At 68.5% G+C, this 19,859-nt stretch carries 19 protein-coding genes; 13 read left to right on the top strand and 6 right to left on the bottom strand.

The window, feature by feature from the left end; genetic code table 11:
- Window positions 1-17: 17 nt before the first annotated feature.
- The 4 genes from E3O22_RS05435 to E3O22_RS05420 all read right to left on the bottom strand — a co-directional run bounded on the left by E3O22_RS05435 (window position 18) and on the right by E3O22_RS05420 (window position 5,223).
- A complete protein-coding gene (locus E3O22_RS05435; RefSeq protein ID WP_134395979.1) occupies window positions 18-1,073 on the bottom strand; it encodes a 2,3-butanediol dehydrogenase in 1,056 nt (351 codons plus the stop codon).
- A 137-nt stretch (window positions 1,074-1,210) separates the two neighbouring features.
- On the bottom strand, window positions 1,211-2,854 hold the full coding sequence (locus E3O22_RS05430) for a cation acetate symporter (RefSeq protein WP_134395978.1): 1,644 nt from the start codon (window positions 2,852-2,854) through the stop codon (window positions 1,211-1,213).
- Complete coding sequence (locus E3O22_RS05425; RefSeq protein WP_104099874.1) at window positions 2,851-3,210, bottom strand: DUF485 domain-containing protein; 360 nt, start codon at window positions 3,208-3,210, stop codon at window positions 2,851-2,853. The genes E3O22_RS05430 and E3O22_RS05425 overlap by 4 nt, the downstream gene beginning before the upstream one ends.
- Window positions 3,211-3,288: 78 nt before the next feature.
- Window positions 3,289-5,223: an AMP-binding protein gene (locus E3O22_RS05420; protein ID WP_134395977.1), complete on the bottom strand. Its 1,935-nt coding sequence runs from the start codon at window positions 5,221-5,223 to the stop codon at window positions 3,289-3,291.
- 87 nt (window positions 5,224-5,310) lie between these two features.
- On the opposite strand from E3O22_RS05420, the gene E3O22_RS05415 reads away from it, so the two are divergent.
- From E3O22_RS05415 to E3O22_RS05370, 10 genes are read left to right on the top strand one after another with little or no spacing between them, the layout of a single operon-like run.
- Window positions 5,311-6,027 carry a GntR family transcriptional regulator gene (locus E3O22_RS05415; protein WP_134395976.1) on the top strand — a complete coding sequence of 239 codons (717 nt, stop codon included), beginning with the start codon at window positions 5,311-5,313 and terminating at the stop codon, window positions 6,025-6,027.
- A gap of 42 nt (window positions 6,028-6,069) precedes the next feature.
- Entirely contained in the window at window positions 6,070-7,605 is a 1,536-nt protein-coding gene (locus E3O22_RS05410; protein ID WP_134395975.1) for an MmgE/PrpD family protein, read from the top strand.
- A complete protein-coding gene (gene prpB / locus E3O22_RS05405; RefSeq protein WP_134395974.1) occupies window positions 7,605-8,516 on the top strand; it encodes a methylisocitrate lyase in 912 nt (303 codons plus the stop codon). Before E3O22_RS05410 ends, prpB begins: the two co-directional genes overlap by 1 nt.
- A 46-nt stretch (window positions 8,517-8,562) precedes the next feature.
- On the top strand, window positions 8,563-9,693 hold the full coding sequence (locus E3O22_RS05400) for a bifunctional 2-methylcitrate synthase/citrate synthase (RefSeq protein ID WP_134395973.1): 1,131 nt from the start codon (window positions 8,563-8,565) through the stop codon (window positions 9,691-9,693).
- A gap of 36 nt (window positions 9,694-9,729) precedes the next feature.
- Entirely contained in the window at window positions 9,730-10,347 is a 618-nt protein-coding gene (locus tag E3O22_RS05395; protein ID WP_104170202.1) for a phosphoribosyltransferase, read from the top strand.
- Window positions 10,344-11,063 carry a Type 1 glutamine amidotransferase-like domain-containing protein gene (locus tag E3O22_RS05390; RefSeq protein WP_134395972.1) on the top strand — a complete coding sequence of 240 codons (720 nt, stop codon included), beginning with the start codon at window positions 10,344-10,346 and terminating at the stop codon, window positions 11,061-11,063. Before E3O22_RS05395 ends, E3O22_RS05390 begins: the two co-directional genes overlap by 4 nt.
- Window positions 11,064-11,073: 10 nt before the next feature.
- Window positions 11,074-11,760 (top strand): uracil-DNA glycosylase, encoded by a 687-nt coding sequence (locus E3O22_RS05385; protein WP_134395971.1) that lies wholly within the window; start codon window positions 11,074-11,076, stop codon window positions 11,758-11,760.
- Window positions 11,761-11,786: 26 nt separating this feature from the next.
- A complete protein-coding gene (locus E3O22_RS05380; RefSeq protein ID WP_174720098.1) occupies window positions 11,787-12,365 on the top strand; it encodes a GNAT family N-acetyltransferase in 579 nt (192 codons plus the stop codon).
- 44 nt (window positions 12,366-12,409) lie between these two features.
- Window positions 12,410-12,772, top strand: a complete 363-nt coding sequence (locus tag E3O22_RS05375; RefSeq protein ID WP_134395970.1) for a hypothetical protein — start codon at window positions 12,410-12,412, stop codon at window positions 12,770-12,772.
- 44 nt (window positions 12,773-12,816) lie between these two features.
- The gene (locus E3O22_RS05370) at window positions 12,817-14,271 is read left to right on the top strand and encodes an amidase (RefSeq protein ID WP_134395969.1); all 1,455 of its coding nucleotides are present in this window, start codon (window positions 12,817-12,819) and stop codon (window positions 14,269-14,271) included.
- A gap of 64 nt (window positions 14,272-14,335) precedes the next feature.
- On the opposite strand, the gene E3O22_RS05365 is transcribed toward E3O22_RS05370, so the two are convergent.
- Window positions 14,336-16,402, bottom strand: coding sequence for an MMPL family transporter (locus E3O22_RS05365; RefSeq protein ID WP_134395968.1), 2,067 nt, complete (start codon window positions 16,400-16,402; stop codon window positions 14,336-14,338).
- Window positions 16,403-16,463: 61 nt separating this feature from the next.
- Between E3O22_RS05365 and E3O22_RS05360 the strand changes: the two genes are divergently transcribed.
- The 3 genes from E3O22_RS05360 to E3O22_RS05350 all read left to right on the top strand — a co-directional run bounded on the left by E3O22_RS05360 (window position 16,464) and on the right by E3O22_RS05350 (window position 19,074).
- Complete coding sequence (locus E3O22_RS05360) at window positions 16,464-16,988, top strand: MarR family winged helix-turn-helix transcriptional regulator (RefSeq protein WP_241976528.1); 525 nt, start codon at window positions 16,464-16,466, stop codon at window positions 16,986-16,988.
- A gap of 92 nt (window positions 16,989-17,080) precedes the next feature.
- Window positions 17,081-17,581: a Fur family transcriptional regulator gene (locus E3O22_RS05355; protein WP_241973268.1), complete on the top strand. Its 501-nt coding sequence runs from the start codon at window positions 17,081-17,083 to the stop codon at window positions 17,579-17,581.
- Window positions 17,578-19,074 (top strand): catalase, encoded by a 1,497-nt coding sequence (locus E3O22_RS05350; RefSeq protein WP_134395967.1) that lies wholly within the window; start codon window positions 17,578-17,580, stop codon window positions 19,072-19,074. The genes E3O22_RS05355 and E3O22_RS05350 overlap by 4 nt, the downstream gene beginning before the upstream one ends.
- 102 nt (window positions 19,075-19,176) lie before the next feature.
- Here the strand turns inward: E3O22_RS05350 and E3O22_RS05345 are convergent, their stop codons facing one another.
- Window positions 19,177-19,758, bottom strand: a complete 582-nt coding sequence (locus E3O22_RS05345) for a hypothetical protein (protein ID WP_134395966.1) — start codon at window positions 19,756-19,758, stop codon at window positions 19,177-19,179.
- Between the last annotated feature and the right edge of the window lie 101 nt (window positions 19,759-19,859).

Genomic DNA, 19,859 nt, shown 5'->3' with positions numbered 1-19,859 from the left:
GCAGTCAAGCGTTCTGCCTAGGGGTGGACCAGGATCTTCACAGCGGTGTCGTTGTGGTTGATCAGGGTGTCGAAGCCCTCGCTGATGAGGTCGTCGAGCGCGATCCGGCCGGTGATGAACGGCTTGAGGTCGATCTTGCCGCTCGTCACCAGTGAGATGGTCTCCTCGTGGTCGCGCGCGTAGGCGATGGTGCCGCGCAGGTCGATCTCCTTGAGCACGATCTTCTGCATGTCCACCGTGGCCGGGTGTCCCCAGATGGAGACGTTGACCAGCACGCCGGCGGGGCGCAGCGCGTCGAGCAGCGTGTCGAGCACGATGTTGACGCCGGCGCACTCGAACGCGACATCCGCGCCGACGCCGCCGGTGAGCTCGAGCACGCGGGCCTTGACGTTCTCGGTGGTCGGGTCGACGACGTAGTCGGCGGCGCCGCTCGAGAGGGACTTCTCCTTGCGGGCAGTGCTGAGCTCGCTCATGATCGTGGTCACGCCGATCCCCTTGAGGATGGCCGCCGTCAGCAGGCCGATGGGCCCGGCGCCGCCGATGAGGGCGACGTCGCCGGCCTTCGCGCCGCTGCGGACCACGGCGTGGTGCGCGACCGACAGTGGCTCGATCAGCGCGGCCTCGTCGAGGGGGAGGTCTCCGATCGGGTGCACCCAGCGCTGGTCGACGACGACCTTCTCGCTCAGGCCGCCGCCGCCGCCGGCGAGTCCGATGAAGCCCATCTTCTCGCAGAGGTGGTAGTTGCCGGCCTTGCAGGGCGGGCACTCGTTGCAGACGAAGTACGGTTCCACGACGACGTTGTCGCCGACCGTGAGGCCCTCCACGCCGTCGCCGACCTCCTCGATGGTGCCGGAGAACTCGTGCCCCATCGTGACCGGGAGGGATTCATGCGAAAGCGGATGCGGGTGGCCGGGCGCCGAGATGAAGATCGGGCCGTCGAGATACTCGTGCAGGTCGGTGCCGCAGATGCCGCACCAGGCGACTGCGATCTTCACTGTGCCGCTGCGGGTCTCCGGCTCTTTGATGTTTTCAATGCGGACATCTTTCTGGCCGTGGAAACGTGCAGCTTTCATTGAGAATCTTCTCCAGTCGTGCGTCAAAGGCTCGGCACAGGCGGATGGTCTGGCCCTCTAGCCCGCGGACGACACTACTCCCCCCGGCTGGGGTGCAGCCGGGGGGAGTGGTGGTCATGCGGGTCGTACGGTTTCGATCAGTGCTCGGAGGCCTTCTCGGCGCCGAAGCCGGTCATGGACCGCACGGACATTTCCGCGGCCAGCAGCGGGTCTTCCTTGCGGGTGCTGGTGACCGAGCCGAGCCAGCCCAGGAAGAACCCGATCGGGATGGAGATGATGCCGGGGTTGCTCAGAGGGAACCAGGCGAAGTCGACGTTTGCACCGAACATCGACGTCTCCGTGCCGGAGAAGACCGGCGAGAAGATGATCAGACCGACGGTGACCGCAAGGCCGCCGTACATGCTCCACACGGCGCCGCGGGTGGTGAAGCCGCGCCAGAAGAGCGAGTACAGGATGGTCGGCAGGTTGGCGCTCGCCGCGACGGCGAAGGCCAGGGCCACCAGGAAGGCGATGTTCTGCCCCTGCACGCCGATGCCGCCGGCGATCGAGAGGATGCCGATGATGACGACGGTACGACGTGCGACCTTGACCTCGGCGTCGGGGTCACCCTTGCCCTTCTTGATCACGCTCATGTAGATGTCGTGAGCGAAGGAGGTCGCGGCGGTGATCGTGATCCCGGCCACCACGGCCAGGATCGTGGCAAACGCAATGGCCGAGATGAAGCCGAGCAGCAGCGGTCCGCCGAGCGCGAGGGACAGCAGCGGCGCGGCCGAGTTCACTCCGCCGGGAGCGGCGAGGATGACATCTGCTCCGACGAGCGCGGCGGCACCGAAGCCGAGCACCAGCGTGAACAGATAGAACGCACCGATCAGCCAGATCGCCCAGACGACCGAGCGACGGGCTTCCTTGGCGCTGGGCACCGTGTAGAAGCGCATCAACACGTGCGGCAGGCCCGCGGTGCCGAGCACCAGAGCGATGGCGAGCGAGACGAAGTCGAGCGGGTTCTCGCCGTATTTCAGGCCGGGCACCAGGATGGCGTCGGCCGGCACACTCGTCGAGGCGGCGATGGCCGAGTCGAGAAGCGCCGAGAAGTTGAAGCCGTTGATGGCCAGCACCCAGACGGTCATCGCGAAGGCGCCGATGATGAGCAGGAACGCCTTGATGATCTGCACCCAGGTGGTGCCCTTCATGCCACCGATGAGCACGTACATGATCATCAGGCCGCCGACCACGGTGACCACGACGGACTGCCCGACCTTGTCGTCGATGCCCAGGAGCAGCGACACGAGGCCGCCGGCTCCGGCCATCTGGGCGAGGAGGTAGAAGAAGCAGACGGCAAGGGTGGTCGTCGCCGCGGCCACGCGCACGGGACCCTGACGCAGGCGGAAGGAGAGCACATCCGCCATGGTGTACTTGCCGGTGTTGCGCATGAGCTCGGCCACCAGCAGCAGGGCGACGAGCCAGGCCACGAGGAAGCCGATCGAGTACAGGAAGCCGTCGTAACCGCTGACCGCGATCGCCCCGACGATGCCGAGGAACGACGCCGCGGAGAGGTAGTCGCCGGCGATGGCGAATCCGTTCTGCGGGCCGGTGAAGGACCGGCCGCCGGTGTAGTAGTCGGCCGCGGTCTTGTTGTTGCGCCCGGCGCGAATGACGACGATCAGGGTGACCGCCACGAAGGCGAGGAAGATCGAGATGTTCAGCACGGGGTTGTTTTCCGCGGGTTCGACGGCTTGGGCCAGGCGGCCCGGCAGGGACTGCAGAATGCTGGTTGCGATCATTTCTTGTCCATCTCCTCAAGCTCGGCACGCAGCTCGGCCCCGAGGGGGTCGAGACGGCGGTTCGAGTACGACACGTACCACATGGTGATGGCGAAGGTGGTGACGAACTGGCCGAGGCCGAGCACCAGTCCGAGGTTGAACTTGCCGAAGACCGGGATTGCCATCACGTCGGGCAGGTAGGCCGCGACGAGCACGAAGGCGAAGTACCAGATGAAGAAGAAGGCGGCCAGCGGCAGCACGAACCCGCGGCGCTGCTTCTTCAGCTGGATGAACTTCGGCGTCTTCTCATACGCGATGTAGTCGATGGTGGACGGTTTTACTCCGTCCGGGAGTTTGTCTTTCAGTGATTCCGCCATGCGGGCTCCTTTGCTCCGGTGAAGGGATGTGACTGTGTGGGATGGTGCTGGGGTGATCTGTGGGGGTCGACTGGTGCTTCAGGCGTTCGGGCCGACTCCATGCACGGCCTGCTTGAGGGCGTCGAGAACCGTGGGATCCTCGATCGTCGGCGGCACGGTGTAGGGTTCGCCATCGACGATCTGCCGGATGGTCTTGCGCAGGATCTTCCCCGACCGGGTCTTCGGCAGCCTGTCCAGGATGGTCACGTCTCGGAACGCGGCCACCGGCCCGACGTGCTCCCGCACCAGCGCGATGAGCTCTGCGCCGAGAGTGTCGTGGTCGATCGTGGCCCCGGCCTTGAGCGTGACGAAGCCGGCCGCGCGCTGCCCCTTGAGCGCGTCGCGCACGCCGAGCACCGCGCACTCGGCGACCGCGGGGTGCAGGGTGAGCACCTCCTCGAGCGAGCCGGTGGACAGTCGGTGCCCGGCGACGTTGATCACGTCGTCGGTGCGGCCCATCACATAGAGGTAGCCGTCCTCGTCGAAGTGGCCTGAATCTCCGGTGGCGTAGAAGCCGGGGAAAGCCGACAGGTAGGAGCGTTCGAAGCGGTCTTCGCTGCCCCAGATCCCGAGCAGGGTGCCGGGCGGCAGCGGGAGGCGGATGGCGATGTTGCCGTCCTTGCCGGCCTTCGCGACCGGCTTGCCCTGGGAGTCGAGGATGGCGATGTCGTAGCCGGGCACCGGGAACGTGGCCGAGCCCGGTCTCGTCGGGATGTCGGCGATGCCCCGCGGGTTCGCGCAGATCGCCCAGCCGGTCTCGGTCTGCCACCAGTGATCGACCACCGGGCAGTGCAGCCCGTCATTGGCCCAGTGGTATGTCTCCGGGTCGAGGCGTTCGCCGGCCAGGAACAGCCCGTGCAGGCTGCGGATGTCGTGCCCCGCCAGTTCGACCAGGTCAGGGTCGACGCGGCGGATGGCACGGATGGCCGTGGGCGCCGTGAACAGGACTGACACCTGGTAGTCCTCCACCACGCGCCAGAACGCCCCGGCATCCGGGGTGCCGACCGGTTTGCCCTCATAGATGACCGTGGTGGCGCCGACCAGCAGCGGGGCATAGACGATGTAGGAGTGGCCGACCACCCAGCCGACGTCAGAGGCCGCCCAGAAGACGTCGCCGGGCTTGACGTTGTAGATATTGGCCATCGACCAGGCCAGCGCCACGGCGTGGCCGCCGTTGTCGCGGACGATCCCCTTCGGATTGCCGGTCGTCCCTGAGGTGTACAGGATGTAGAGCGGGTCGTCGGAGCGAAGGCTGATCGGCGCGGCCGGGGAGGCCTCGTTCTCCTCGTGGGCCCAGTCCAGCCAGGCCACGTCGCTGGTGCCGGCGTAGTCGGCGGCGCAGCCGGGGACCATCTCCCGGTCGCGCACGATGACGGTGTGCACCGAGCCCTTGCTGCGAGCGAGGGCGCGTTCGACCAGAGGCAGGTATTCGACTGCCCGGCCCGGTTCGAGGCCGCCGGAGGCGGTCACGATCACGGACGGTCGCGCATCGTCGATCCGCACGGCGAGCTCGCTGGCGGCGAAGCCGCCGAAGACGACGGAGTGGATGGCGCCGATGCGGGCACACGCCAGCATGGCGACGATGGCTTCCGGGATCATCGGCAGGTAGACGATCACCCGGTCGCCCCGGCCGACGCCGCTGGCGCGGAGCACGCCGGCGAAGCGCTCGACGCGTCCCAGAAGTTCGCGATAGCTCAGGCGCACCCGGGTTCCGGACATCGCCGAGTCGTAGATGACGGCCGTCTGTTCGCCGCGTCCGGCAAGCACGTGGCGGTCGAGCGCGTTGTAGCTGGTGTTGAGTTCGCCGTCCGGGAACCAGCGCCAGGCACCGGGGAAGCGTTCCTCCAGCGCTACCGTCGGCGGCACGGTCCAGTCGATTGCCCGGGCTGCCTGCAGCCAGAACGCCGAACGCGTGTCGTCATCGATGCTTCTCTGCCACAGGTCGTGATACCCCGCCGATGCTTCCCCTGACATTCGAACCTCTCCGTTGAAGTTCCTATGTATACATTGAATTCGTGAAGTCTGGCACAAATCCCGCAATAAGGGAATAACATGTGATTTGTGTATACAGAAACCCCAACGACGGGGACCACGGCTCCGGTTCGCGCAAGTGAACGCGCCTACCGGCAGCTGCGCGGCGAGATTCTCGACGGCATCCTGGCGCCCGGCACGGGGCTGCTCGAGGTGGAGCAGGCCGCCCGGATCGGGGTGTCGCGCACCCCTCTGCGCGCGGCGATCGCCCGGCTGATCGCCGACGGTCTGGTGGCCGGCCGCACCGGCCGTGGGTTCATGGTCACCGAGATGAGCGTGGACAGAATCGGGGAACTCTACGAGGTGCGACGGGCGTTGGAGGAACACGCCGCCCGGATCGCCGCCGAGCGCCGCGACCCGGCGGTCTTCGAGGCTCTCCGCACGCAGTTCCTTGCGGCCCCGGAGCTGCTCCGGCACGGCAAGGCGGGACTACGCCGCTACTACGAGCTGATCGACGAGTTCGACCTGGCCCTTGACGTGGCCGTGGCGAACCCCTTCCTCGTGGGTGCGCTCGCCGGGGTGCGCACGCACCTCGCCCGCATCCGTCGCCTGGCCCGGGACAACCCGGACCGGCTCCGAAGCGCCGCCGCCGAGCACCTGCTCATCGTGGACGCCGTTCTGGCGGGTGACTCGTCGCTGGCCGCCCACGCCACGCACGTGCACCTCCACCAGAGCCTCACCAGCGTTCTCGCGACCCTCCGGGGATCGTCGGCCGTTCCGGCCGACCCATCACCTCCACCGCGCTGACCGCACTATTCGAACCGATCGAACCAATCGAAGGGATCCACCGTGCAGCTCCACCACGTTCGTGTTCACCGCAGCGACGAGAACCTTGCCCGCACCGACCAGCTGGCCTGGAAGATCGCCCTGTGCGCCGCCGACCCGGTCGCGGTGAGCGACGAGGTGACCGAGATGATCGTCAACCGGGTGATCGACAACGCCGCCGTCGCCGCGGCGTCGCTGACCCGGCGCCCGGTGGTGGCGGCCCGCTCGCAGGCGCTCGCGCATCCGCGTTCGTTCAACGGCGTCGGGGCGACCGTGTTCGGTGAGCAGCGCTCCCGCCGGGTGTCACCGGAGTGGGCGGCCTGGGCCAACGGGGTCGCCGTGCGTGAGCTCGACTACCACGACACGTTCCTCGCGGCCGAGTACTCACACCCCGGCGACAACATCCCGCCGGTCGTCGCGGTCGCCCAGCACCTCGCCACCGCCCGCGGATTGACCGGTCGCGACCTCGTGCGCGGCATCGCCACGGGCTACGAGATCCAGATCGACCTGGTCAAGGGCATCAGCCTGCACGCGCACAAGATCGACCACGTGGCCCACCTCGGCCCGTCGGCGGCCGCCGGCATCGGCACCCTGCTCGGGCTCGACCCCGAGACCATCTTCCAGGCGGTGGGGCAGGCGCTGCACACCACGACGGCCACCCGGCAGTCCAGGAAGGGCGAGATCTCCAGCTGGAAGGCACACGCCCCGGCCTTCGCCGGCAAGATGGCGGTGGAGGCGGTCGACCGCGCGATGCGCGGCGAAACCAGCCCCACCCCGATCTACGAGGGGGAAGACGGCGTGATCGCCTGGCTGCTCGACGGCCCGGATGCCGCCTATGAGGTGTCGCTGCCGTCGAATGGTGAAGCCAAGCGCGCCATCCTGGACAGCTACACGAAGGAGCACTCGGCGGAGTACCAGGCGCAGGCGTGGATCGACCTGGCCCGGAAGCTGCACCGGGAGCACCCGACCCTGTCCGATCCGGCCAACGTCGTATCCGTCGTCATCCACACCAGCCACCACACCCACTACGTGATCGGCTCGGGCGCGAACGACCCGCAGAAGTACGACCCCACGGCCAGCCGGGAGACCCTCGACCACTCCATCCCGTACATCTTCACGGTCGCCCTGCAGGACGGCAGCTGGCACCACGTCGACTCCTACCGGCCCGAACGCGCCGGCCGGGCCGACACGATCGCCCTCTGGAACAAGGTGACCACGACGGAGGACAGCGAGTGGACCCGCCGGTACCACTCGCTCGACCCGGCCGAGAAGGCCTTCGGCGGTCGAGTCGAGATCGAGCTCACCGACGGCAGCCGGGTCGTCGACGAGATCGCCGTCGCCGACGCCCATCCGCTCGGCGCGAAGCCGTTCGGGCGGGACGAATACGTGCACAAGTTCCGCACCCTCGCGGCGGACGTGGTCGAGGAGGGCGAGATCGTGCGCTTCCTCGCCGCGGCCGAACGCCTGCCGCGGCTTGGCGCCGGGGAGCTCGGCCAGCTCACCATCGTGGCCCGTAACGGGTTGCTCGCCTCACTTCCCACCCCGAACGGAATCTTCTGATGTTGTACTCGACCGTCACCCCTGCCGCCAAGCGGGCCGCGTTCCGCGAGGACCTGGCGAGCGGCCGGCTGTTGCGCTTCCCCGGTGCGTTCAACCCGCTCTCGGCCCGACTGATCGCGGCAAAGGGCTTCGAAGGGGTGTACATCTCCGGCGCGGTGCTCTCGGCCGACCTGGGTCTGCCCGACATCGGCCTGACCACTCTCACCGAGGTGGCCGGCCGGAGCCAGCAGATCGCCCGGATGAGCGACCTGCCCACGATCGTGGACGCCGACACCGGCTTCGGCGAGCCGATGAACGTGGGACGCACGATCCAGACGCTCGAGGATGCCGGCCTGGCCGGCATGCACATCGAGGACCAGGTCAATCCGAAACGCTGCGGTCACCTCGACGGAAAGCAGGTCGTCGACGACGACACGGCGGCCAAGCGCATCCGGGCGGCCGTCGACGCCCGGCGCGACCCGAACTTCCTGATCATGGCGCGCACGGACATCCGTGCCGTCGACGGCCTGGCTGCCGCGGTCGACCGGGCGAAAAAGCTCGTCGACGCCGGGGCCGACGCGATCTTTCCGGAGGCGATGGCATCGCTGGCCGAGTTCGCGGCCATCCGCGCCGCCGTGGACGTGCCGGTGCTGGCGAACATGACCGAGTTCGGCAAGGGCGAGCTCTACACGGTCAAGCAGCTGGCGGATGTCGGCATGAACATCGTCATCTTCCCGGTGTCCCTGCTGCGCCTCGCGATGGGGGCGGCCGAACGCGGCCTCGACACCATCGAGGCGCAGGGCTCCCTGACCGGCCTGCTGCCGGAGATGCAGCACCGGGCGAGGCTCTACGAGCTGCTCGACTACGAGTCGTACAGTCACTTCGATTCCGGCGTCTTCAACTTCACCCTCAACCCGGATGTTGCCTCGTAGCAGCCCGGCCCCGCACGCAGATCCAGTCTCAACGCAAGGGAGCGACATGAGTCAGAACGAACCGATCATTTACAAGGGCCTCGCCGGCGTCGTGGTCGACCATACGCAGGTGTCCAAGGTCAACCCCGAATCGAACTCGCTGCTGTACCGGGGCTACCCGGTGCAGGAACTCGCGGCACAGAGGAGCTTCGAGGAGGTGGCCTACCTGCTCTGGCACGGCGAGTTGCCGACCGACGTCGAGCTGGGCGAATTCGAGGAGCAGGAACGCTCCCTCCGGCACCTGACTCCTGCGGTGAAGCGCGTCATCGACGAGCTGCCGACGACGGCGCACCCGATGGACGTCGTGCGCACGGCGGTCAGCCTGATCGGCGCGAACGACCCCGATGCGGCCGACGCGTCGCCGGCGGCCAACCGTGCCAAGGGCCTGCGGCTTTGGGCCCAGATGCCGGCGATCGTGGCCTACGACCAGCGCCGCCGCCACGGCCTCGAGCTGATCGAACCGCGCGGCGATCTCGGCTACTCGGCCAACTTCCTGTTCATGACGTTCGGCGAGGTGCCCGAACTCGTGGTCGTGAACGCGTTCGATGTGTCCATGATCATGTATGCGGAGCACTCCTTCAACGCGTCGACGTTCACCGCCCGCGTGATCACCTCGACCCTGTCCGACCTGCACTCCGCGGTCACCGGAGCGATCGGCGCTCTCAAGGGCGCGCTGCACGGCGGGGCGAACGAGGCCGTGATGCACATTTTCGACGAAATCGGGCTCGGTTTGGGCGCCGGGGAGCGCGCCGAGACGTGGCTGAACGAGACCCTCGCCGCAAAGCGGAAGGTGATGGGCTTCGGCCACCGGGTGTACAAGCACGGGGACTCGCGGGTGCCGACCATGCGCACCGCGCTGGTCACCCTGGTCGAGCATTATGACCGGCCGGACCTGCTGGAGCTCTACGAATCCCTCGAGGCGGGGATGACGACGCGCACCGGCATCCTGCCCAACCTGGACTACCCGTCGGGACCGGCGTACAACCTGATGGGATTCGACACCCTCACTTTCACGCCGATCTTCGTCGCGGCGCGACTGACCGGTTGGACCGCGCACATCATCGAGCAGACCGCATCGAATGCCCTGATCCGTCCGCTCTCGCTGTATAACGGCCACGAGGAGCGACACCTGGCCTGAGCTCACCGTCACCGCGCCGTGACCTACCATTGGGAAATGGGATTCGACGCGGACGACGCTGCACGTGATGTGACCGGAATTGAGCGGGAAGTGCTGGGCTGGGACGTGTTCGCGGATGCGTCCCGCCAGCTGTCGAAGGCGGTGCTGTCGAGTGGTTTCCAGCCGGATGTCGTGATCGCCATCGCCCGCGGCGGGCTGCTGCTCGCCGGCGCGATGTCGTATGCGCTGGGCACCAAGAACTGCGGCAGCATCAACGTGCAGTTCTACACCGGCGTCGACGAGCGCCTGCCCGTGCCGGTCCTGTCGGGACCGATGCTCGACGCGCCTTCGCTGACCGGCCTGCGGGTGCTGCTCGTCGACGACGTCTCCGACTCCGGGCACACCCTCGCGATGGTCGTCGCGCTGCTGCGGGAAACCGCCTGCGAGGTGCGCACCGCCACCCTGTACACGAAGCCTCGCACCGTGCTGGTGCCCGATTTCACCTGGTGTGAAACGGACCGCTGGATCGTGTTCCCCTGGTCCTCCCTGCCGCCCGTGGCGGAGAGCCTCACCGGTGCGAGCCTGCCGGGCGGCGCACAGCTCGATGACGCTCTGCCTGTCGCGAGCCTGCTCGCCGCCAGCCTGCCCCTCGTGGCCCGGGGCGCCCTGCTGTGAGCGTGCACCTGGTCGGCGGCGGTTGGAACCCCCGAACAGACGCGGCCGTCTTCGGACCCTTCCTGGCCGAGGCCACGGCGCGCGGAGTCGCTGCAGGCCGCGCGGAGCCAGGCATCGCGATCCTCGTCGTGCGTGCCGAAGACGCCGCCGACCACGCCGCGAACCTGGTCGCCGCCGTCTCTGCGGCCGGCGAGTTCGAGCCGAAGGTCACCGTCGTCGCCCCGGGCGACGTCTTCGCCCTGACCGCGGTGTCCGAGGCCGACGGAATCCTGGTCGGCGGCGGAGTCACCCCCGCCTACCTGGCCGCCGTGGCCCCGATATTCGGTGAGATCCGCCGTCAGGTGGCCGCCGGCATCCCCTATCTCGGATTCTCTGCCGGCGCGATGATCGCGGCCGAGCGTGCCCTGATCGGCGGCTGGCGCATGGGCGGCGTCGAGGTCAGCGGCGAACACGCCGCCGAGGGGCTCGACGAGATCACCGTCGAACCAGGCATCGGGCTGCTCGACGTCACCGTGGAGGTGCACGCCGCCCAGTGGGGCACGCTGTCCCGGCTGGTCGCGGCTACCGAGGCCGGCCTGATCGACGGCGGCCTGGCCGTCGACGAGAACACCGCGCTGGTCGTCGGCGAGGGCGCGCTCAGCGTCGTCGGAGCCGGCAGTGTCTGGCGGGTCAGCGAGGCCGACGGCGGGGTGCTCGTGAGCACCTTCGGGGCCTGAGCCGAGCATCATGCCCGTCACCCTCGCCGCGCTGACCGAGAGCCGGGCCATCGATCTTGGCTGGGCCCAGGCGCTGGCGCCGGTGGCGTCGGAGATCGACCGGATGGGCGAGCACCTGCGCGCCGAGACTCTGGCCGGCCGTATCTGGCTACCGGCCCCGGAGAACGTCTTCCGCGCCTTCGCCGAGCCGTTCGACGCCGTGCGGGTGCTCATCGTCGGGCAGGACCCATACCCGACCCGGGGACATCCGATCGGGCTCGCCTTCGCGACCGAGGCACACGTGCGGCCGCTGCCGCGCAGCCTGGCGAACATCTGCCGGGAGCTACACGACGACGTGGGCGTCACCGCCGCCACCGGAGACCTCTCGCCGTGGTCGCGGCGGGGGGTGCTGCTGCTCAACCGCGTACTCACCGTGCAGGCCGGCCTGGCCGGGTCGCACCGGCGCCGCGGCTGGGAAAGCGTGACCGAGCAGGCCATCCGTGCCCTCGTCGCCCGGGACCGGCCGCTCGTGGCGATCCTGTGGGGGAAGGATGCCGGCACGCTGCGGCCGCTCCTCGGGGACACGCCGGTGATCGAGTCTGCTCATCCGAGCCCGCTGTCGGCCAGGCGCGGATTTTTCGGGTCGAAGCCGTTCAGCCGGGCCAACGAGTACCTCGGCCGCGCCGGGGCGGCCCCGGTTGACTGGTCCCTCGGGTAATCTGGAGCTCTCTGGAGGAGTTAGCTGTGCTTGAAGAGGAATACCAGCCGCGTCGGCAATTGCCCCGGCACCTTCGACCGACGCCCGCGGAAGAGGCGCCGTTCGGATTCACCATGCGTGAGGCCCAAATCACCGATCTGCCGTATATCCGGGAGGTCTACAACTACTACGTCGCCAACAGCACGGTCACCTTCGACGTTGACCCGATGACCCTGGCCGAGTGGCGCAGCAAGTTCTACTATCTGGGCAAGCTCGGGATGCCGTTCATCGTGGCTGTCTCCCCGGCCGGCCAGCTGCTCGGTTACGCCCTGGTCGGCCCGTGGAAGCAGAAACGCGCCTACCGGTTCACGGTCGAGAACTCGATCTACCTCGGAGCGGCCTCCACCGGCAAGGGACTGGGCCGGATGCTGCTCGGCGAACTCATCGAGCGCTCCCAGGCCGCCGGGCTCAAGGAAATCATCGCGGTCGTCGCCGACCAGGGCGCCGACGCATCGATCAAGCTGCACCGCGACTTCGGATTCGCGGAGATCGGCCGGATGGGCAAGGTCGGCTTCAAGTTCGACCGTTGGCTCGGCACCGTGCTCCTGCAGAAGAGCCTCAAATAGGCGAAGCGGCGAGACTGCGGCCGGCGGACGCCTAAAATCGAGGGATGACCGATGCCCTGCCCACCCTGCCCGAGCGCCACACCGTGTTGCGCTCGTTCGCAGGACACCTCGAGGCCGGCCCCGACGCCGTGTTCAACCGGCTCGTGACGGCGATGGCCTCGGGGGCGGCCGGCGGGGGCAACGTGCACACCGACCGGGACCGACGTCGACTCGTGCTGCGGCGCGGCTGGTGGTACCGCGGCGAGTACCAGGTGCTGCCCGAGGAGCAGGCCGGGTCGCTCGTGCAGTACGAGATCATCAACGTCGCGCAGCTGCTGCCATGGGCCGGGTCGTGGGCGGCGGCATCCGTTCTCCGCGCCGCGCCGCGGGCGTTCCAGGCGTTGCTGACCGGGCTGTCCCACTCCTGAGCGTCTCGCCGCTGCCCGGCATCCCGGCTGGCTAGGCTCGGGGGATGGCCGCTCCGCATGAACTGACCGCTCTCGAACAATGGCAGGCGCTGCAGCGCGGTGAGATCAGCCCCACGGAGCTGACCGAGCACTACCTGGGCCGGATCGAGGCGCAGGACTCCGGCCTCGGCGCGTTCGTGAGCGTGACAACGGATGCCGCGCGGGAGCGGGCCCGCTTCGTCGAGCAGCTGATGCCGCGCAGCATGCCGCTCTGGGGTCTGCCCTTCGCCGACAAGGACCTGCAGAGCCGCGCCGGCGTGCCAACCCGGTTCGGATCGCGGCTGATGCAGGATTACGTGCCCGCCGAGTCCGACGATCTCGTGCTCGCCCTGGACGCGGCCGGCGGCGTGAGCCTCGGCAAGACCAGCACGCCCGAGTTCGGGCTGCCGTCGTACACCGAGACACTGGCCGGGCCGCCCGCGCGCAACCCGTGGGACCGCTCCCGGGGCGCGGGCGGCTCCAGCGGCGGGGCGGCGGTGGCCGTCGCCGCCCGGCTGCTTCCCTTCGCTCCGGGCTCCGACGGCGGCGGCTCGGTGCGGATTCCCGCGGCAGCCTGCGGTCTCGTCGGCGTGAAACCGTCGCGCGGCCGGGTGCCCTCGTCGTCCGGGATCAACGCGCTCGGCGGTCTCAGCGTGGCCGGACCGCTGGCACGGACGGTGGCGGATGCCGCCCTGCTGCTGGACGCCATGATCGCGCCGCGAGGCGGGCATCCGCAGCACCTGTACTCGCTCCGGCCCCCCGGCGACGATGCACCTCTGCTGGCCGCCGCCGTGCGCGCCGAGGGTCGGTTCCAGCTCGGAGTGATGACAACCTCCGCCTGGGATGACGCCTACCCGATCGAGATCGCTCCCGAGGCGTTGGCGGCCCTGATGGTGGCCGTCGACGGGTTCGCGAATATGGGCCATGGCCTGGAGGAGACGGCGCTCGAACCCGACGACAGCTATGTGCCGGCGTTCCGCACGATCTGGCAGGCCGGCGCTGCGGGCATCCCCGCCGACACCCCGGAGCAGGAGCAGCTGCTCGAGCCGCTCACCCGCTGGCTGATGCACCGCGGCCGGGAGCTGTCAGCCCGGGATCTGGCTCAGGCGCTCGCGGCCCTGTCGGCTTACGAGCGGTCGTTCATCCGCCAGTTGTCCCGATTCGACGCGGTGCTGACCCCGGCGCTCGCGCTCACGCCGCGCCCGCTGGGCTGGTACGACGCGGTCGACGGGGAGCGCAACTTCGCCCAGCAGGTGCAGTACACCCCGTTCACGTCCATGGTCAACGTGAGCGGACTGCCCGCGATCGTGCTGCCCGTTGCCGAAACCGAGGCTGGACTGCCGATGGGAGTGCAGCTGATCGGCCGGCCGGGTGGGGAGGCCACGCTGCTGGCGCTCGGTGCCCAGCTCGAACGGAGGCTGCGGTGGCAGCACCGCACGCCGCCCGAGGCCGGCGGCCTCGGACTCCCGTGCGCCCGCTGAGTGATTCCGAGCGCGCGGCGTCGAATTCGTTCGGGGTTCGACACGGATTCTCGCCCGCGGTGCGCTAGACCAGCGGGGCCTTCGCGGCCGGACGGGACGGCCACCAGAACCTGTCGCCGGTGAGGAACACCAGCGCCGGCACCACGAGGGTGCGCACCACGAGCGTGTCGAGCAGCACGCCGATGCAGACGATGACGCCGATCTGGGTCAGAGCCACGACCGGCAGCACGCCCAGCACGGCGAAGACCGCCGCGATCAGGATGCCGGCGCTCGTGATGACTGCGCCCGTCGACGACAGGGCGCGCACCATGCCCTCCTTCGTGCCGAACCGGATGCTCTCTTCCCGGGCTCGGGTGGTGAGGAAGATGTTGTAGTCCACCCCGAGGGCCACCAGGAAGAGGAACGCGAAGAGCACCACGTTGGTGTTGAAGGCGGGGAAGCCCATCAGGTTCTGGAAGATCCAGTTGGAGGCACCGAGGCTGGCGAAGTACGTCGCCAGCACGCTGAGGATCAGCAGAACGGGTGCCACCAGGGAGCGCAGGAGCAGGGCGAGGATGGCGAACACGATCGCCAGGATCATCGGGATGATCAGGGCCTGGTCGGCCTGCGCACTCGTCCTGTTGTCGAACGCCGTGGCGTCGCTGCCGCCGACCAGTGCCTCGGACACGTCGCCCGAGGACTCGGCATAGGTGCCGCGCAGTGTGTCGATGACGGAGAAGGTTTCGTCGCTGCCCGGCTCGCTGGACAGGGAGAGGTTCAGCCGGGTCAGGCCGTTCGCGCTCTCGCCGGCCAGCACGGACTCGACGCCGGGCGTGTCGGTGGCACGCGTCGTGGCCTCGGCTGCCGCGGCATCCGGTACCAGCACGATGGTCTGGCTGGTCAAGCCGGCCGAGAAGGATTCCTTCACGATGGCCTGCGCCTGCACCGACTCGGGCTTGCCGAGGAGCTGGTCGGCCTGCGACAGACCCACGGAGGCGCCGATCAGGCCCAGGCTGAGGGCACCGATCGCGGCGACGGATGCCGCGGTGACCACGATCGGATGGCGCTCTACGCCCCGGCCGAGGCGGGTCCAGAAGCCGGGACGCAGCTCGGCGCCGGCGCCCGGCACGAAGCGGGGGATGAACGGCCAGAACAGCCCGCGGCCGCAGACCACAAGGGCAGCCGGCAGCACGACCAGCGCGAAGGTGATGGCGATGACGACACCGATGGCGCAGGCGAAACCGAGCGCGCGGTTGCCGGACAGCTCGGCGAACAGCAGGGTGAGCAGGCTGAGCGCGACCGTGCCGCCACTGGCGGCGATGGCCGGGCCGGCACCGCGCACCGCGGCCAGCATGGCGTCGTTGCGGTTATCGGTGCGGAGTAACTCCTCGCGATAGCGGGCCACGAGCAGCAGGGCGTAATTGGTGCCCGCGCCGAAGACCAGCACGGACTGGATGCCGGCGACGGAGGGATCGAGGGTGATGTCGAACGGCTCGGCCAGGGCGCCGACGACGACCCCGGACAGGCCATCCGCGATGCCGACGACGACGAGCGGAACGATCCAGAGCACGGGACTGCGGTAGGTGACGATCAGAAGCACGGCGACGACGATCACGGTGACGAGCAGCAGCCGGAAGTCGGCACCGGCGAAGGCGTTGGTGATGTCGGACTGAAAGCCGACGGCGCCGGTGACATAGGCGTTCAGGCCGCTCGGCAGTGCGTCGGACGCGGCGTCACGGATGCCGGCGGCCGCCCCGCCGATGTCGGCGTTGGCCTCGTCCGCGTCCAGCGGAACGATGCTGATCGCGGCCTGCCCGTCATCGCTGAACCGCGGCATGGTGGCCTGCGGCACGATCGACTGCTCGGCGAGGGCGGTGCCGCGTTCGGCGATGGCCGCGATGTCGGCCCGGGTCAGGTCGGCACCCTCCCGGGTCCAGACCACGATCGCTGAGGTCTGCTCGGCGGAGGGGAACTCGGCGAGGAGCGCATCGACCTGTGCGGCCTGGCTGGACGTGGGCAGCCCGGAGGTGGGGAACTCCTCGGAATCGTCCGAGGGGAGGAGGGAGAAGAGCAGACCGACGGCGACGATCGTCGCGATCAGGACGATCCAGGCCGTGCGTCGACCGGTGATGAACCGCTGAATCGCGAGCAAAATTCCTCCAAGAAACCTGATTGCTAGGCGTCCTAGCAATATTGGTAATAGTATGGCTCCTATGGAAGAGCGTCGCAAGTTCGCTCCCGGCTCCGAGGTCGGGGTCGTCGGCGCGCCAGGGGGCGGCGAAAGTCGGGGGTCCGGTCTGCCGGTTTCGGACCGGATCGGCTTCCAGCTGCACGACATCGTGCACTTGTCCCGCGCCTTCGAGCGCCAGGTCGGGCAGGCGCTCGAGGTGAACGCCACCGACCTGTCCGCGATGGAGCACCTGATCCAGGAGGGGTCGCTGACCCCGGGCGAGCTCTCCCGCCGCCTGGACATCTCCACGGCGGCAACCACTCTCGTGGTCGACCGGCTCGTGGCCCTGGGGCACGCCCAGCGTCATCCGCACTCGTCGGATCGGCGAAAGGTGGTCGTGGTGCCGGCTCAGGAGTCGGTTTCGCGGGCGTTCCAGCAACTGCTTCCGGTGATCGGGGGAGTGGCGGCGCTCACCCAGGATCTCTCTGATGAGGAACGAGAGGTCATCGAGGCCTTCCTGGCCCGGGTCGTCGACGTTTACCAATCGGCACTCGGCTCGCCGTCCTGAGCCGGTGATCCGCGCAGAGCAACCCGCGTGCGCCACGCCCGGTGGTCGCCAATTGTTTTGAGTAATTCAAAACAACTGTTAGCGTGGGGTGCATGACGGAAACAGGGCGGATGCGGGCGGTTGAGGCGTCCGGCCCGCTCGCCGACAGCATCCGGGCGTCTGGGCTCAAGGTCACCGGGCCCCGCTTAGCGGTGCTGCGTGTTCTCGACCAGGCCCCGCACTCGACCGCGGAGCGGCTCTACGCCACGGTTCGAGCCGAGCTGCCGGGCACCTCACTGCAGGCGGTCTACGGTGTGCTCGCGGCCTTCACCGGCGCAGGGATCGCCCGCAAGATCGAGCCGGCCGGCTCCCCGGCTCTCTTCGAACGCCGGGTCGGCGACAACCACCACCACATTGTCTGCACCCGGTGCAGCGCCGTGCACGACGTCGACTGCGCCGTGGGTGCGTCCCCCTGCCTAACGCCCTCGAACACCTCCGGATTCACCGTGCACACCGCCGAGGTCACCTACTGGGGTCTCTGCCCCGCCTGTCAGACCGCCACACTTACCGCGCTTTCCACACCTGCACCGCTGTCCAACGAAGGAGCACGATGACAATCAAGCCCACCACCACGCAGACGGGAACGCCCGTCGCCAGCGACGAGCACTCCCTGACCGTTGGAACCGAGGGAGTCACTGCCCTGCACGACGTCTACCTGGTCGAGAAGCTCGCCCAGTTCAACCGCGAGCGCATTCCGGAGCGCATCGTGCATGCCAAGGGCGGCGGAGCGCACGGCCTCTTCGAGGTGACCGGAGACGTCTCCGCGTATACCCGCGCCGCGCTCTTCCAACCGGGAGCGACCACCGAGACCCTGCAGCGCTTCTCCAGCGTCGCCGGCGAGCAGGGCAGCCCCGACACCTGGCGCGACGTGCGCGGCTTCTCGGTGAAGTTCTACACCTCCGAGGGCAACTACGACATCGTCGGCAACAACACACCGGTGTTTTTCATCCGCGACGGTATCAAGTTCCCCGATTTCATCCACTCGCAGAAGCGCCTGCCGGGATCCGGCCTGCGCGACGCGACCATGCAGTGGGACTTCTGGACCCTCTCCCCGGAGTCCGCGCACCAGGTTACCTACCTGATGGGCGACCGCGGCCTGCCGCGCTCCTGGCGCGAGATGCCCGGCTTCGGCTCGCACACCTACCAGTGGATCAACGCAGGCGGTGAGCGCTTCTGGGTCAAGTACCACTTCACCTCCAACCAGGGCAACATCGAGATGGAGGGCTCGGAGGCTGAGCTCATCGCCGGGGCCGACGCCGACTACTACCGGCGCGACCTCTTCGACGCCATCGATGCCGGAAACTTCCCGTCCTGGGACGTCTCGGTGCAGATCATGCCGTACGACGACGCCAAGGCCTACCGGTTCAACCCGTTCGACATCACCAAGGTGTGGCCGCACGCAGACTACCCGCTGGTCAAAATCGGCACGCACACCCTGAACCGCAACCCGGAGAACTTCTTTGCTGAGATCGAGCAGGCCGCGTTCTCCCCGGCGAACTTCGTGCCCGGCATCGCGGCGAGCCCCGACAAGATGCTGATGGCGCGCATCTTCTCCTACCCGGACGCGCAGCGCTACCGTGTTGGCACGAACTTCAGCCAGCTGCCGGTCAACGCAGCGAAGTCCCCCGTGAACAACTACTCGCAGGATGGCGCCGCCCGCTATCACTTCAATGCGACGGATGCCCCGAACTACGCTCCGAACTCGCTGGGCGGCCCGGTGGCCGACCCGCAGGCGGCAACCGACGGAAGCTGGGAGAACGACGGTGAGCTCATGCGCGCCGCCGCGCAGCTGCGCAGCGAAGACAGCGACTTCGGCCAGGCCGGGACGCTGTACCGCGAGGTCTACGACGACGCCGCAAAGGCGCGCTTCCTCGACACCATCACCGGCGCGATCAGCGGGGTGGAGCGCCCCGAGGTGACCGAGCGGGCCATCGCGTACTGGACCAGCGTCGACGCCGACCTCGGCGTGAAGCTGCGCGCGAACCTCGCGACCTGGGCCGAAGCCGACCTGCTGGCCGAGGCCGCAGCCGGGTACGCCGCCCCGTAGCAGCATCCGCTTGACCGAGAAAGCCCGACCTCGTCGAGGTGGGGCTTTCTCGTGTGCCGCTCCCGTGTCCCGCTTCCTATCCGGTGCGCCGGTGGCCCGGCGTCAGCAGTAGAAGGCGCGCGTCGTGTCCGGCGCGACGATCGCCTTCACGACACCGCCCGGCTGGAGCAGGGCCACTCCGCCGAAGGCGGAGCCGTCCTCACCCCAGGGGGCACCGTCAGCCACCTTGTCGTAGACGAAGGGTCCTGAACCGTCGTTGTATTCATCGTGCGCCTGATCCTCCGGGAGCGCATCGAAGAAGGCCTGGGCATTGTCGCCGACCGCGAATCCACCGCTGCTCCGAAGGGCTATCCCCGCTACGGAGGGGCCGCTGAACCTGACCGTGAACCCGATGGACGACACGGAGAGCATTGCGTCGTCCCAGACATAGTGGGTCGAAGGCGCATCACAGGCTTCGTCCCGAGTCATCTCGGTTTGGATCGGCGACGTTCCGAAGGCGTTCGTGAGCAAGGCGATGGCCGTGTCGGGGCCGTCGTCCAAGACCGCGGTCTGCACGGTCTGCCCGTCGGGGGTCTGGCTGACCAGTCGGGAGCCGCTCATCACGATCGTCGACACGGTGGGCGTGGGGGTGGACCCCGGTGCGGGGGTCGAGGAGCAGGCACTCAGCAGCAGTCCCGCCAGCACTGTCAGGGCGACGCCGCCCCGGATCCTGGACCGGGTCCGATCACCTGTTCGGTGCGTTCGTTCATTGATTCCCCCGCTGGTCAACGTTTTCCCGCCTGATC

It is taken from the genome of Cryobacterium sp. TMT2-18-2 (genome assembly GCF_004402245.1).
Classification (GTDB): Bacteria; Actinomycetota; Actinomycetes; order Actinomycetales; family Microbacteriaceae; genus Cryobacterium; species Cryobacterium sandaracinum.
This window is presented reverse-complemented; position numbering and strand designations above follow the sequence as displayed.

Bases quoted from the DNA above. Each gene is read 5' to 3' on its own strand.
- E3O22_RS05435 (WP_134395979.1), bottom strand. From the start codon at position 1,073: ATGAAAGCTGCACGTTTCCACGGCCAGAAAGATGTCCGCATTGAAAAC.
- E3O22_RS05430 (WP_134395978.1), bottom strand. From the start codon at position 2,854: ATGATCGCAACCAGCATTCTGCAGTCCCTGCCGGGCCGCCTGGCCCAA.
- E3O22_RS05425 (WP_104099874.1), bottom strand. From the start codon at position 3,210: ATGGCGGAATCACTGAAAGACAAACTCCCGGACGGAGTAAAACCGTCC.
- E3O22_RS05420 (WP_134395977.1), bottom strand. From the start codon at position 5,223: ATGTCAGGGGAAGCATCGGCGGGGTATCACGACCTGTGGCAGAGAAGC.
- prpB (WP_134395974.1), top strand. From the start codon at position 7,605: ATGTTGTACTCGACCGTCACCCCTGCCGCCAAGCGGGCCGCGTTCCGC.
- E3O22_RS05400 (WP_134395973.1), top strand. From the start codon at position 8,563: ATGAGTCAGAACGAACCGATCATTTACAAGGGCCTCGCCGGCGTCGTG.
- E3O22_RS05395 (WP_104170202.1), top strand. From the start codon at position 9,730: ATGGGATTCGACGCGGACGACGCTGCACGTGATGTGACCGGAATTGAG.
- E3O22_RS05385 (WP_134395971.1), top strand. From the start codon at position 11,074: ATGCCCGTCACCCTCGCCGCGCTGACCGAGAGCCGGGCCATCGATCTT.
- E3O22_RS05375 (WP_134395970.1), top strand. From the start codon at position 12,410: ATGACCGATGCCCTGCCCACCCTGCCCGAGCGCCACACCGTGTTGCGC.
- E3O22_RS05370 (WP_134395969.1), top strand. From the start codon at position 12,817: ATGGCCGCTCCGCATGAACTGACCGCTCTCGAACAATGGCAGGCGCTG.
- E3O22_RS05360 (WP_241976528.1), top strand. From the start codon at position 16,464: ATGGAAGAGCGTCGCAAGTTCGCTCCCGGCTCCGAGGTCGGGGTCGTC.
- E3O22_RS05355 (WP_241973268.1), top strand. From the start codon at position 17,081: ATGACGGAAACAGGGCGGATGCGGGCGGTTGAGGCGTCCGGCCCGCTC.
- E3O22_RS05350 (WP_134395967.1), top strand. From the start codon at position 17,578: ATGACAATCAAGCCCACCACCACGCAGACGGGAACGCCCGTCGCCAGC.